Genomic DNA, 12,598 nt, shown 5'->3' with positions numbered 1-12,598 from the left:
AGGCCGACATGCCTGCATTGATGGACGTTTTCTGGCACGACGATGTGCTGCGCCACGACACCGGCTACGGGGTGTTCGAGGCGCCGCCCAGCGAACTTTTGGATACGCAGAGCCAGCACCCGGAAAGCAGCCCACGGCTGGTCAACATGCGCGCGATCCTGCGCAATGGACCGGTGGCCGGGAACCTGGTCTGGCACGAGGGGCGGCACGCAACCTGGCCGGAGATCCTGCGTTTTCACACCCAGGCCTATGGTGAGAGCATTCAACAGGCTGATCAGCAAGGGCGGCGATTCAGCAGCACCACGCTGATCAACGCTGGTGGCCTGGCCGGGTTGCTGGCGGCGGCGGGCACCAGCGTGGCGGCGCTGGAGCAGACCCTGCGCGAGCGGCGTCCGGCCATGGCACTGGTGCGCCCGCCGGGGCACCATGCGGCGCCGGCCATGGCGGACGGGTACTGCTTTTTCAACAACGTCGCGGTGGCAGCGAGAGCCGCGCAGGCGGCGGGCATCGAGCGGGTGGCCATCGTCGATTGGGACGTGCATCACGGCAACGGCACCCAGGAAGGGTTCTACCAGGATCCGACGGTGCTGACCGTGTCGCTGCACATGGACCACGGCGCCTGGGGGCCGAGCCATCCGCAGACCGGCGGCGTCGAGGAGCGCGGCAGCGGTGATGGGGTTGGCAGCAACCTGAACATCCCATTGCCCATGGGCTCCGGGGATCTGACCTACGCGCTGGCGTTCGAACGGTTCGTCGAGCCGGCGCTGGCCTCGTTTGCCCCGCAATTGCTGATCATCGCCAATGGCCTGGACGCCTCGCAGTTCGACCCGAACGGCCGTCAGTTGCTGACCATGAAGGGTTTCAACCGTCTGGCCCAACGGGCCCGCCACTTCGCCGACGCGCACTGCGAAGGGCGCCTGCTGATCGTCCAGGAAGGCGGCTACAACCCGGCCTACAGCGCCTACTGCCTGCACGCCGCCGCCCAGGGGTTTTTGGCTGCAGACTCGACCCTGGCCGACCCGTTGGCGTACATGCCGGTGTTCGAGGAGCGCAGCCATGCCGATGTCGAGGTGTTGGCCAAGGCGCTGGAGGAGGTGGGTTGGCGATTCTGATACCCGGCCATCCCCACCCCCTGTAGGAGCGAGCTTGCTCGCGATGGTCGTTAACGATGACGCTGGGCACCTGACACCCCGCGGCGTCCTCGGGTGCATCGCGAGCATGCTCGCTCCTACAGTGGATCTGTGTGGTTCGGATGATTTGTGCCTGGCAATACACAACCCCTGTAGGAGCGAACTTGTCGAGGCGTCGAACCGTCGCGATGAGGTCGGCACATTCAACATCGATGGTGTCTGACCCTGCGCCATCGCGGGCAAGCCCGCTCCTACAGGAAACCGGAGGGGCCGGGGTTACAGCGCCATGATCGCCCGCGCCGCGATGTCGGTGCCGCGGGTGGCTTGCATGGTCTGGCTGATCGTGGCCAGGCGTTGTTTCATTGAAGTATCGGCCAGCAGTTGTTCGAGGGCGGCCGGCAGGGCGGACAGGGGATCGGCGAAGCGCGGCAGGTAGCGTCCCACGCCCACTTCCTCGGCGCGGGCGGCGTTGTCGTGGCCGTCCCAGCAGTAGGGGATGATCACCGACGGCAAGCCGAAATACAGCGCCTCGCAGAAGCTGTTATTGCCCCCGTGGTGGATGAACAACTGGCACTCCCTGAGCACCGCCGGTTGTGCAAACCAGCTGTCCAGGTAGACGTTGTCCGGCACCGTGGCGTACTCGTCTCGATAGGCGCCGACGTTGATCAAGAAGCGATAGGGCAGGTGTTCGATGGTGCCGATCAGGCGCTTGATCATCGAGGTGTCGGCCGCCCCCAGGCTACCGAAGCTCAAGTAGATCAGTGGCGCGTCGTTGTGCCGTGGAAAGTCCGGCACGATGTAGGGCGCCTCGCGCCGCACGCAGCCGTCGAGGTAGACATACCGCTGCTGATCCAGGGCCTTGTCTCGCGCATACCGCACGGGCGTTGGTGACAGCAGCAGGTTGAGCCACGGCGAATCATCGAGAAACTGGCCCGGCGGGCAGGGCGGTGTGCCGTTGTTCGCCAGGAACGCGGAAAAACGCTCATGGGCCGGCGCGACGGCGCGGCGATAATGCTCGGCAAACCGCTCGCGCCCCTCGTTGTCGCCCGCCAGGCAGCCTGACAGATAGGGCGGCACGGCAGCATCCGGCAGTTCGGTTTCGGCGCAGGAGACCATGCGCACCCACGGGCAACCCGCGTTGGCGATGGCGGGGAACATGACCACATTATCGAGCACGATCACGTCCGGCTTCAGACGACCGAGCAATTGCTGCAACGGCTTCTCGGCTTCGATGGCGGTGTCGATGATCGCTTCCCAGGCCGGGGCCACGTAGCTGTCGATCTGCGCCTGTGGGGTCTGGTCGAAATACGGGATATTGCGCTCGATGAAGCGCTCCCAGTAGTGCTGGTGTTCCGCCGCCGACAGTGGGTTGACCGGCGCAATCGGGTACTCGTCGAATCCGTATTCGGCAAACAGCCCCTGGAAATGTTCGTAGCAGATAAACACCGGTTTGGCCCCCAGCTCACGCAAGGATTGGGCGATACCAATGCAGTTCAGGGCCGCGCCGAAACTGGCTTCCGGAAACAGGGCGATCAGTTTTTGTGGGTGCATGGCAAGAAAATCCGTGGCGGGTAAAGTCCGCCGTGCCTGAGATAACTGGATGCTGTCTTATTTTATAAAAAAAATCATCCTGTATTTTGAGCGCTTCAGCGACGTCCGAACACGTGGCCCTGAGGGATCCCGCGATTGGCCGTTTGCGGGCGCTGGGCGGCGCTCAGGCGCAGATGCAGGCGCAGCAGGTCGGCGGCGATTTCCAGTTGGCCGCGTTCGATGTGCGCAATGATCTGCAGATGTTCGCGCAATGCCTCCTGCAAGCGGTGCACGCTAACGCTCGGCAGCAGGTTCGGCAGGCGCCTCAGGCTCTGATGCTGGAGCAGTGCGTCAGCGACAAAGCGATTGCCGCAGCTCTGGCCGATCAGCTCGTGGAAGCTGATGTCCAGCTCGCGAAACTGCTGGATGTCGAAATGCTCGACCGGGCTTGCCAGCAGGCTCTGCATGGCGCTGCGCAGCAAGGCCAGGCGTTGCGGGTCGGCGTTGAAGTTGGCGCTGAGCAGCGCTTCCGGTTCGAGAATCAGCCGGAATTTGAGGCTTTCCTCAAGGGCGGCGAAGCTGTTCAGCGACGGTCGGAACAGCCACGACTGCCCCGGCCCGCGCTCGATGGCCTGGTTTTCACTGAGTTGCTGCAGGGCTTTCTGCGCGGCTGGGCGGCCGATGCCATAGCGGCGCATCAGTTCGCTGATGCTGATGCTGTCACCCAGGCGCCCGGCCATGCGATCGCGCAACACCGAAGTGGCCAGTTCTTCTTCCTCGGCCTGGGGCAATACGGCGCTGAACGCCTGACCGGCTGGGGTGGCGAGCAGGCGATAGCCCTTGCCGGCTTCGTGGCTGAGCAGGTTTTCCTCGAGCAGTACATTGAGCGCGCCACGGATCAGCGTGCGTGACACCTGAAACGTGCGCGCCAGGGCTTGCTCGGCCACCGGGTCGCCGGCCACCAGTCCGCTTTCCTGGGTGTGCTCGAGGATGCGCCGGGCCAGCTCCAGGTGGTTGGTGCGAGGTTTCTTTTCAGCTGTTGTGCTCAAGCGTCTCATCTCTATTGGTCGCTGTGGACTCACGTGCACATCTTATGTCATGCACCGCTCGACAGTCAGTCCAGAAAAAACCATTGACATCTTTTTATACTGGTCCTAATTTCTAAAAAAAAACACATGCAATCGTTTCTCTGGTTTTGCCGTACTGCCTTCGAATTCAAAAAATAAACAATCGTCGGGTGAGTATTATGAGAAAGCTGAAAGGCCTTATGTGTCTGGGATTGAGCGTTTCCCTGGCGATCGCTGCACAAGCGGCCACTGCGAAAGACATGGTGATTTCCATCTGGGACGGTTACATGGCCCCGGATGCGCTGGACAAGTTCAAGGCGGCCAGCGGTGTCGAGGTCGACAAGGCCTTGCACGCGACCAACGAAGAGATCATGGGCAAGCTCATGGCCTCGGGCGGAGAAGGGTATGACGTGGTGTTCGTCTCCTCGCCATTCGCTGAAGTCCTGCACAAACAGGGGCTGCTTGCGGACATCGATCCGGTCAAGGTCCCCAACCTGAAGAACCTCTATCCCCAAGCCTCGAAACTGGAATACGACCCGGGCAACCATTTCTCGGTGCCGTACACCTGGGGCACTACCGGCATCTGCTACCGCTCCGACAAGGTCACGCCGGCCCCGGTGAGCTGGAACGAACTGCTCAACCCCAGCGATGCGCTCAAGGGCAAGGTGACCATGCTCGCGACCGACCGCTGGATGCTCGGCGCCGGGTTCCTGGCCAAGGGCTGGTCCGTCAACGACAGCGACCCGAAACAGATCGCCGCCGTGCGTGACCAGTTGATCGCCACCAAGAAACGCATCCTCGCCTTCGACGACACCACCTTCTACTCCAAGCTCGCGTCCGGCGAATCGCTGATGGCGCATGCCTGGGACGGCTGGTGCAACTACGGCACCCAGGCCAATGCCGCGATCAAGTTCGTGGTGCCCAAGGAAGGCTCCGACTTGTGGGTCGACACCATGGTCGTGCTGAAAAGCTCCAAGCACCAGGACCAGGCGTTGCAGTTCATCAACTTCATGCTGGCCAAGGAAAACCACGCCTGGGTCGCGGAAAACATCCTCTACAAAGTCCCCAACCAGGCCGCCATGGCCGGCTTGTCGGCTGACCTGCTCAAGCAGTACCCCAACCTCACCATCGCCCCCGACGACTTGCTGAAGATGGAGCAGTTGCGGGACCTGGGCGGCACCACGCAAAAAGCCTACACCCGGGCGGTCACCGAAATCATGGCGGCGCAGAACTAAGCCACATCGATCCCGAGGCATGCCGGGCATGCCTCGCCACGCTCGCAAACCGCCCGTGTGACTGGGCGCAAGGATTGGGTAATGAGTGCTTTGCATGCTGACAGGCGCCTGTCGGCCTGGCTTCTTGCGCCCGGCTTCGGCTGGCTGCTGATCTTCCTGGTGGTGCCCTGCGTGCTGGTGCTGGTCTACAGCTTCGTCGAGCGCGGAGCCTACGGCGGCATCGACTGGCTGTTCACCTGGGAAAACTACCAGCGCGCGTTCGATCCGCTGTACCTGGGCATCCTGCTCAAGTCGGCGAAAATCGCCGGGTTGGCGACGCTGTTCGCCGTGCTGATCGGCTATCCCGCCGCGTACGCCATTGCCCGTGCGCCACGGCGTCATCAGGCGGTGTTCCTGTTCCTGGTGATGCTGCCGTTCTGGAGCAACTACCTGATCCGCACCTACGCCTGGATCGTCCTGCTCAACCGCGAAGGCCTGATCAACCGCCTGTTGCAGATGTTCGGCTACAGCGGTGACCCGATCAATATGCTGTACACCGAAGCGTCGGTGGTATTGGGCCTGGTCTACAACTACATCCCGTTCGTGATCCTGGCGATCTTCTCTTCGCTGTCGCGTATCAACAACGAGCTGTGGGACGCCTCCCGGGATCTGGGCGCCTCGGGCTGGATGACCTTCCGCCGGATTATCCTGCCGCTGAGCGTGCCGGGTGTCGCCGCCGGTGCGGTGTTCGTATTCGTGCTCAGCATCGGCAACTTCATTACCGCCGACCTGCTGGGCGGCAAGCAGGTACAGATGGTCGGTAACCTGATCTACGCGCAGTTCCTCACCGCGCGGGACTGGCCGTTCGGTGCCGCACTGAGTTTCTTCCTGATCGCGATCATGCTGATCCTGTTGTTCGTCCAGGCCCTGGTGGCGCGCCGTGCAGAAGGGGGCCGCGCATGAGTCAGTCGCGTTCCTTGGGCGGTACCGCACTCAATACGCACCTGTGGCTGGTGTATGCCTTCCTGTACGTGCCGATCCTGGTGCTGATCCTGTTGTCGTTCAACAAGTCCGGCCTGCCGACCGCCTGGGGCGGCGTCTCGCTGAAATGGTACGTGTCGCTGGCCCACAACTCGGCGATCCTGTCGGCGGCGCTCAACACCCTGATCGTGGCGTTGGCGGCGACCTTCATCGCCTGCGTGCTCGGCACCTTGCTGGCGCTGGGCATCGAGTTGCGCCGCAAGGGCAGCGACAAGGGCCATGTGGTGGACACCTTGCTGATGGCGCCGATGATCATCCCCGACATCGTCCTGGCCATTGCGCTGCTGAGTTTCTTCAACCTGCTCAAGGTCGGCCTGGGCCTGCACTCGATCATCATCAGCCACGCGGTGTTCAACATCGCCTTCGTCTGCGCGGTGGTGCGCACGCGCCTCAAGCACTTCGACTACTCGATCCTCGAAGCCTCGATCGATCTTGGCGCCAGCGCCTTCACCACCTTCCGCCGGGTGCTGCTGCCGGCGATTTTTCCAGGCGTGCTGGCCGGCGGGTTGCTGTCGTTCACGCTGTCGGTGGACGAATTCATCATTGCGTTTTTCAACTCCGGTTCCGGCCAGGCGTCGACCACCTTGCCCATGCAGATCTACGCCATGATCCGTTTTGGTGTCACCCCGGAAATCAATGCCCTGGCGACGCTGGTGATGCTGGTCAGCATCACCGCGCTGCTGGCTTCGCAGCGTCTGAACAAGGCCCCTCGCACCCATGAATAATTCGTCTGCGGTACTGATCCTGGACAAGGTCAGCAAGTCTTATGGCAACGGCCTGGCGGTCGACGAGGTGTCGCTGAACATCCGCGAGAACGAGTTCTTCGCACTGTTGGGCCCGTCGGGCTGCGGCAAGACCACCTTGCTGCGCATGCTCGCCGGTTTTGAAACCCCCAGTGGCGGCTGCATCTACCTGGATGGCAAGGACATCTCGCCCCTGCCGGCCAACAAGCGCCCGCTGAACCTGATGTTCCAGTCCTACGCGCTGTTTCCCAACATGACCGTGCGCAAGAACATCGCCTACGGCCTGGAGATGGAGCGCCTGCCTCAATCCGAGATCCGTCGCCGGGTCGATGAAGTGCTCAATACCGCGCAGCTCGCTGAACTGGCCGAACGCAAGCCCGATCAGCTCTCCGGCGGGCAGCGCCAGCGTGTCGCCCTGGCGCGGGCGCTGGTCAAGCGGCCACGGGTATTGCTGCTGGATGAGCCCCTGGGCGCACTGGACAAAAAGCTGCGGGAAAAGATGCAGCTGGAACTCAAGCGCCTGCAACTGGAAAGCGGCATCACCTTCATCATCGTCACCCACGACCAGGAAGAAGCCCTGGTCATGTCCGACCGCATGGCGGTGCTCGATGGCGGCAAGGTTTGCCAGTGCGGCAGCCCGAGCGAACTCTACGAGAACCCCAACAGCCGCTTCGTCGCCAACTTCATCGGTGTCAGCAACCTGTTCGAAGGTGTGCGGTCCGGGCAGCACACCGTGCGCGTCAACGGCCAGGAACTCAACGTCGAGACCGATGCGCCGCTGGTGCCGGGGCAATCGGTGGCGGTGGTGGTGCGTCCCGAACGCCTGCAGGTGCTGGGGGAGGGCGAAACCTGCGCCAACCAGGTCAGCGGCCAGATCGTCGAGATCGCCTATCACGGCCTCGACACCAACCTGCATGTGCAGACCGCGTTCAGCGACAAGCCGCTGATCGTGCGGGTGCCGTCCTCGCAATGCGAATTCGCCCATTTTGCGATGGGCATGCATGTCCGGCTCGGCTGGCAGGCACGCCATGCCCGTGTTTTGACGCGCTGAACCCTAAAAAAGACCAGGCAGGAGCATTGTTCGATGAAACAGAAAGTGATCGCGTTCTTTCCCGAAGCCGCCTATGGCCCGGCCCTGAATTCAGTGGGCATCGCCCAGGCGTGCGAAGCCCTCGGTCACAAGGCGGTGTTCCTCACCGACCCGGGCATGAGCGGCGTGTATGCCGGCTATGGTTTCGAAGAACACATGGTCAACATGTCAGCGCCCATGCCGCCGGAAGAAATGGCTCGCTACTGGGTCGACTTCATCAACGGCCACATTCCCAACTTTCGCAAAACGCCGCTGGACCAGATCGACAACTACGTCAAGGAATGCTGGGCCGCCATCGTCGACACCGCCAAGTGGGCACAGAAGGAATTGCCCGCCGTGCTGGACAAGGTCAAGCCGGACCTGATCTGCGTTGACAACGTGATCCTGTTCCCGGCGATCAAGCAATACGGCAAGCCATGGGTGCGGATCATTTCCTGCTCGGAAAACGAGATCGAAGACCCGGACATCCCGCCGCACCTGTCGGGCATGAGCGTCGACGACAAGGCCGGCCATGCGCAATTTCGCCAGCGCTTCGAAGAGGTGGTCGGACCGATCCACGACGACTTCAACCAGTTCCTGCAAGCCCATGGCGAGGCACCGTATCCGCTGGGTACCTTCTTCGAAGCGTCGCCGTACATGAACCTGTTGCTGTACCCGGACGCCGTCAAGTTCGAGCGCCGTCATCCGTTGCCGGCCGAGCGCTTCCACTACCTGCAAGGGTGCGTGCGTAACGATACGAGCTACGAGATTCCGCAGTTTGCCGCTCACAACGACAAACCGTTGCTCTACGTCAGTTTCGGCAGCCTGGGCTCCGGTGACGTCGAGCTGCTGCAACGGCTGATCCGTGCCATTGGGCAGTTGCCTTACCGTGCGTTGTTCAACGTTGGCGAGCACCTGGACGAATACCCGGACCTGCCCGACAACGTGCAGATCTCCAACTGGTTCCCTCAGCCGTCGGTGATCGCTCAGGTCGATGCGGTGATCCACCACGGCGGCAACAACAGCTTCACCGAATGCCTGTTCTTCGGTAAGCCGGCAATTGTCATGTCCTACGTCTGGGACGGCCACGACAACGCCATGCGCGCCGAGGAAAGCGGCCACGGCTTCAAGCTCGACCGCTACGAATGGACCGACGCGCAACTGGCGGAAAAACTCGACGCCTGCCTCAACGACCAGGCCATGCGCCAACGCTTGCAGCGCACCAGCGCGCAGATGCAATCCCGCAAGGGCCCTGCCGATGCAGCGGCCATTCTCGACAAGGTCCTGAACAATGCCTGATACCCACACCACGGCGGGGTTTACCCCGTACCTCGAAGCCGTCAGCACCCGCACCGACCTGGTGGACTGGGGCGTACAGAGTGACGCCGTCGAAGGCGTCTCGCATTCGAGCGGGCGTCTGCTGTTCAAGGGGCCGAACAACAGCCCCGAAACCGGGCTCTGGGTGTGCACGCCAGGGCGCTGGCGCCTGTCGATTCCCCGTGACGAGCTGTGCCATTTCCTGGAAGGCGATGCCACTTACCGCCACGACAACGGCGAGGTGATCGAAATCCGCCCCCACACGCTGGTGCTGTTCCCGGCCGGCTGGACCGGCGAATGCCACGTGCGGGCAACCCTGCGCAACGTTTACATGCTGGCTTGAAACCCACCCTGACCTGTAGGAGCGGGCTTGCCCGCGATGGCGGTGTGTCAGCCAACACTGATACCACTGAGATACCGCATCGCGAGCAAGCTCGCTCCTACAGGGGATATCACCCATTTTGGAGAATGTTTATGACCACCCCATTCCTGTACGACCCCCTGAACATCACCGACGTCAAAGACTGGGGCGTGATCCCCACCATGCTCGAAGGCGAGTCCCGGGTCAGCGGCGTTGTCCTGCACAAGGGTCCGGAAGGCCAGTCCGAGTGCGGCGTGTGGATCTGCACCCCAGGCAAATGGTTCTGCCACGTCACCAGCGACGAGTTCTGCCACTTCCTCGAAGGCCGCTGCACCTATGTGCATGAGTCCGGTGAAGTCATCGAGATCAAGCCTGACACCGCGGCGTTTTTCCGCAAGGACTGGAAGGGCGTGTGCACCGTCCATGAGACGGTGAAAAAGGTCTACATGATTCGGTGACCGCCATGACCCAGACACCTGTGACAACGTCCGAACGCGAACATCAGCGCGCCGCCTTCCTGGCGCGCGCCGGGTTTGCCACGGCGCGATTGGAGGCGTTGCCGGCGGATGCCTCGACCCGGCGCTATTTCCGCCTGGGCGGCGAGGGCTTGTTGCTGATGGACTCGCCACCGCACAGCGAGCCCATCGGTCCGTTCGTTCAGGTGGCCCGGCATCTGCACGACCTGGGGCTGTCCGCACCGGACCTGATCGTGGTGGACGAGGCAGCGGGGTTGGCGTTGATCGAGGATTTCGGTCACGACACCTACACCCGCCTGTTGGCGGCCGGGCACCCGGAAGGGGCGTTGTATCGGTTGGCGGTGGATGCCCTGGTGGCGTTGCATCGCGCGCAGCCCGCCACGGCACTGGCGCCGTATGACGCCGGGCAACTGAGTGACGAATGTGCGTTGTTCATCGACTGGTACGCGCCGTTGTTGATCGGCCATGAGGCAGCGAGGGAGCGGCGCGAGGCGTTCCTGGCGCTGTTCGCCGAAGCCTGCCGCGACGTTGCGCAACGCCGTGAAACGCTGGTGCTGCGCGACTACCACGTGGACAACCTGATGCTGCTCGAAGGCCGTCAGGGCGTGGCGGCCTGTGGCTTGCTGGACTTTCAGGATGCGTTGCTCGGCGCGGCGGCCTACGACCTGATGTCCTTGCTCGAAGACGCCCGCCGCGACGTTCCCGAAGCGCTGCGCGTGGCCTTGCTGACCCATTACCTGATGCAGCGCCCGGAAATCGACGCACCGCGCTTCCTGGAAGATTACCGCCGGCTGGCGGCCCAGCGTCACGCCAAGGTGCTGGGGATTTTCGTGCGCCTGGCCGGCCGCGATGGCAAGCACGGTTACCTGGCCCACCTGCCGCGCACCCTCAAGCTGTTCGTTCGTGCATTGGACGCCGAGGCCTTCGGGCCGCTGCGCGCGTGGCTCAACGGCCATGTTCCGGGCTGGCGCGATGAACTGCCGCCGGCCACGCTCGATGCATTGCGCCAAACCCCTTATCGAATGGTTCAAGGATCTGCCCATGACCCCCTTTAGTCCTGACACCGCATTGCGCTTCATCAATGGCCAATACTTGCCGCTGACCCAGGGGCGAGGGCGCGAAGTGCTCGACCCCGCCACCTTGCAACCCGTCGGGCAGGTCGGCCTGTGCGGCGACGCCGATGTGCAGGCCGCTGTCGATGCGGCCAACGCCGCGCAACGGCAATGGCGGCAGGTCGACGCGAAAAGCCGCGCTGCGCTCCTGCATCAACTGGCTAACGCCCTCGAACAGAACACCGCCTGCAACCGCGAAGTGGCGCGGCTGATGACCCTGGAAATGGGCAAGCCTTTCGCCGAGGCCATGGGCGAGCTGGCCAACTGCGCGCCGATCTTTCGCTACTACGCGGAAATGGCCCGGGACGATGCCGGCAAGGTCGCCGGCACCACGCAGATCGGCTCGTTCCAGCATGTGCGTTACGAGCCTTACGGCGTCAGCGTGCACATTATGCCGTTCAACTTTCCAATCCTGCTGATGTGCTGGACGGTGGCGGCTTCGCTGGCGGCGGGCAATGCCTGCATCATCAAGCCGGCGGAAGCCACCACCCTGTGCACGCTCAAGTTCATGGAGCATTTCACCACGCTGGCGCCGGGGCTGGTGTCCTGTGTGCCGGGGGATGCAACCACCGCTCAGGCGCTGGTGAAATCCAGCGGCACCCATGCGGTGGCCTTCACCGGCAGCGTGGCGGCGGGCAAGGCGGTGGCGGTGGCGTGCGCCGAGCAGATGAAACCCTGCGTGATCGAGGCCGGTGGCAGCGACCCGATGATCATCTCCCGGCATGCGCCGCTGGAAGTCGCGGCCGCCGGGGCGGTGACCGCCGCGTTCCACTTGAGCGGGCAGATCTGCACCTCGGCGGAACGCTTCTATGTGGTCGACGAGATCCACGATGAATTCGTCGCCCGCTTTGCCGAGCGCACCCGAGCGCTGCGCATCGGCCACGGCCTGGAGCACACGGAAATCGGGCCGATGGTCAGCGAGGCGGCGCGTAACAAGGTCATGCGCCTGGTCGACGATGCCGTGGCCAAGGGCGCGACGGTTGTGTGTGGCGGGCGGGTGCCGCCGCAGCATAGTGTTGGCTGGTTTTATGAACCGACCATCCTCACCGGCGTGACGTCGGACATGGCGATCCTGCAGGAAGAATGCTTCGGCCCGGTCGCGGCGATCTGCCGGGTCGGAAACTTCGACGAGGCGGTGCGCCTGGCCAATGATTCGCCATTCGGCCTCGGGGCATCACTTTTTTCCACGGACCTGGCCGAAGCGATGGAGGCCGCCGAGCGTCTTGAAGCCGGCATGGTCTGGGTCAACAACCCGCTGATCGACAACGACGCACTGCCTTTCGGCGGCTGGAAAATGTCCGGACTGGGGCGCGAACTCGGACGGCAGGGCCTCGAGGCGTTCCGCCGCTCGAAAATGGTCATCATCGACCACCAGCCGAAAATCCATGACTGGTGGTATCCGTATGCCGATGATGTGTTTTATCGCGATCAGCCCTGAGTCAGCAGGGCACCGCCCACTGTGGGAGCGGGCTTGCCCGGGAAGGCGGTGGGTCAGGCCCCATGATGTTGGATGTGAGGGCCTCTTCGCGAGCAGGCTC

General features: G+C 63.1%; 12 protein-coding genes. 10 read left to right on the top strand and 2 right to left on the bottom strand.

Annotated features, from left to right (window positions below; genetic code table 11):
* Window positions 1-8 precede the first annotated feature (8 nt).
* On the top strand, window positions 9-1,112 hold the full coding sequence (locus AB4N64_RS14670; protein WP_460116522.1) for an arginase family protein: 1,104 nt from the start codon (window positions 9-11) through the stop codon (window positions 1,110-1,112).
* Between the two features lie 294 nt (window positions 1,113-1,406).
* Here AB4N64_RS14670 and AB4N64_RS14665 read toward each other — a convergent pair whose 3' ends face one another.
* Both AB4N64_RS14665 and AB4N64_RS14660 read right to left on the bottom strand, forming a co-directional pair.
* Entirely contained in the window at window positions 1,407-2,681 is a 1,275-nt protein-coding gene (locus tag AB4N64_RS14665; protein ID WP_460116521.1) for a nucleotide disphospho-sugar-binding domain-containing protein, read from the bottom strand.
* 95 nt (window positions 2,682-2,776) lie between these two features.
* A complete protein-coding gene (locus tag AB4N64_RS14660; RefSeq protein ID WP_460116519.1) occupies window positions 2,777-3,709 on the bottom strand; it encodes a GntR family transcriptional regulator in 933 nt (310 codons plus the stop codon).
* Between the two features lie 197 nt (window positions 3,710-3,906).
* Here AB4N64_RS14660 and AB4N64_RS14655 point away from each other — a divergent pair, with 197 nt between their 5' ends.
* From AB4N64_RS14655 to AB4N64_RS14615, 9 genes are all read left to right on the top strand, one after another.
* Window positions 3,907-4,962, top strand: coding sequence for a polyamine ABC transporter substrate-binding protein (locus AB4N64_RS14655; RefSeq protein WP_460116517.1), 1,056 nt, complete (start codon window positions 3,907-3,909; stop codon window positions 4,960-4,962).
* A gap of 81 nt (window positions 4,963-5,043) precedes the next feature.
* Window positions 5,044-5,904, top strand: coding sequence for an ABC transporter permease (locus AB4N64_RS14650; RefSeq protein WP_460116515.1), 861 nt, complete (start codon window positions 5,044-5,046; stop codon window positions 5,902-5,904).
* The gene (locus AB4N64_RS14645; protein WP_460116514.1) at window positions 5,901-6,707 is read left to right on the top strand and encodes an ABC transporter permease; all 807 of its coding nucleotides are present in this window, start codon (window positions 5,901-5,903) and stop codon (window positions 6,705-6,707) included. Before AB4N64_RS14650 ends, AB4N64_RS14645 begins: the two co-directional genes overlap by 4 nt.
* On the top strand, window positions 6,700-7,776 hold the full coding sequence (locus tag AB4N64_RS14640) for an ABC transporter ATP-binding protein (RefSeq protein WP_460116512.1): 1,077 nt from the start codon (window positions 6,700-6,702) through the stop codon (window positions 7,774-7,776). Before AB4N64_RS14645 ends, AB4N64_RS14640 begins: the two co-directional genes overlap by 8 nt.
* A 33-nt stretch (window positions 7,777-7,809) precedes the next feature.
* Window positions 7,810-9,093, top strand: coding sequence for a nucleotide disphospho-sugar-binding domain-containing protein (locus AB4N64_RS14635; RefSeq protein ID WP_460116511.1), 1,284 nt, complete (start codon window positions 7,810-7,812; stop codon window positions 9,091-9,093).
* Window positions 9,086-9,454: a cupin domain-containing protein gene (locus AB4N64_RS14630; protein ID WP_460116509.1), complete on the top strand. Its 369-nt coding sequence runs from the start codon at window positions 9,086-9,088 to the stop codon at window positions 9,452-9,454. The genes AB4N64_RS14635 and AB4N64_RS14630 overlap by 8 nt, the downstream gene beginning before the upstream one ends.
* 131 nt (window positions 9,455-9,585) lie before the next feature.
* Window positions 9,586-9,930, top strand: coding sequence for a cupin domain-containing protein (locus tag AB4N64_RS14625; RefSeq protein WP_460116507.1), 345 nt, complete (start codon window positions 9,586-9,588; stop codon window positions 9,928-9,930).
* A 5-nt stretch (window positions 9,931-9,935) separates the two neighbouring features.
* On the top strand, window positions 9,936-11,003 hold the full coding sequence (locus tag AB4N64_RS14620) for an aminoglycoside phosphotransferase family protein (protein WP_460116506.1): 1,068 nt from the start codon (window positions 9,936-9,938) through the stop codon (window positions 11,001-11,003).
* Entirely contained in the window at window positions 10,990-12,498 is a 1,509-nt protein-coding gene (locus AB4N64_RS14615; RefSeq protein ID WP_460116505.1) for an aldehyde dehydrogenase family protein, read from the top strand. Before AB4N64_RS14620 ends, AB4N64_RS14615 begins: the two co-directional genes overlap by 14 nt.
* Window positions 12,499-12,598 lie beyond the last annotated feature (100 nt).

The sequence above is a fragment of the Pseudomonas sp. S2_C03 genome, from assembly GCF_054668405.1.
The sequence above is the reverse complement of the archived record's forward strand: the minus strand, read 5'-3'. Positions and strand labels throughout refer to the sequence as shown.

Coding starts and splice junctions, on each gene's coding strand:
- AB4N64_RS14650 (WP_460116515.1), top strand. CDS start 5,044: ATGAGTGCTTTGCATGCTGACAGGCGCCTGTCGGCCTGGCTTCTTGCG.
- AB4N64_RS14625 (WP_460116507.1), top strand. CDS start 9,586: ATGACCACCCCATTCCTGTACGACCCCCTGAACATCACCGACGTCAAA.
- AB4N64_RS14640 (WP_460116512.1), top strand. CDS start 6,700: ATGAATAATTCGTCTGCGGTACTGATCCTGGACAAGGTCAGCAAGTCT.
- AB4N64_RS14645 (WP_460116514.1), top strand. CDS start 5,901: ATGAGTCAGTCGCGTTCCTTGGGCGGTACCGCACTCAATACGCACCTG.
- AB4N64_RS14620 (WP_460116506.1), top strand. CDS start 9,936: ATGACCCAGACACCTGTGACAACGTCCGAACGCGAACATCAGCGCGCC.
- AB4N64_RS14635 (WP_460116511.1), top strand. CDS start 7,810: ATGAAACAGAAAGTGATCGCGTTCTTTCCCGAAGCCGCCTATGGCCCG.
- AB4N64_RS14655 (WP_460116517.1), top strand. CDS start 3,907: ATGAGAAAGCTGAAAGGCCTTATGTGTCTGGGATTGAGCGTTTCCCTG.
- AB4N64_RS14615 (WP_460116505.1), top strand. CDS start 10,990: ATGACCCCCTTTAGTCCTGACACCGCATTGCGCTTCATCAATGGCCAA.
- AB4N64_RS14665 (WP_460116521.1), bottom strand. CDS start 2,681: ATGCACCCACAAAAACTGATCGCCCTGTTTCCGGAAGCCAGTTTCGGC.
- AB4N64_RS14630 (WP_460116509.1), top strand. CDS start 9,086: ATGCCTGATACCCACACCACGGCGGGGTTTACCCCGTACCTCGAAGCC.
- AB4N64_RS14670 (WP_460116522.1), top strand. CDS start 9: ATGCCTGCATTGATGGACGTTTTCTGGCACGACGATGTGCTGCGCCAC.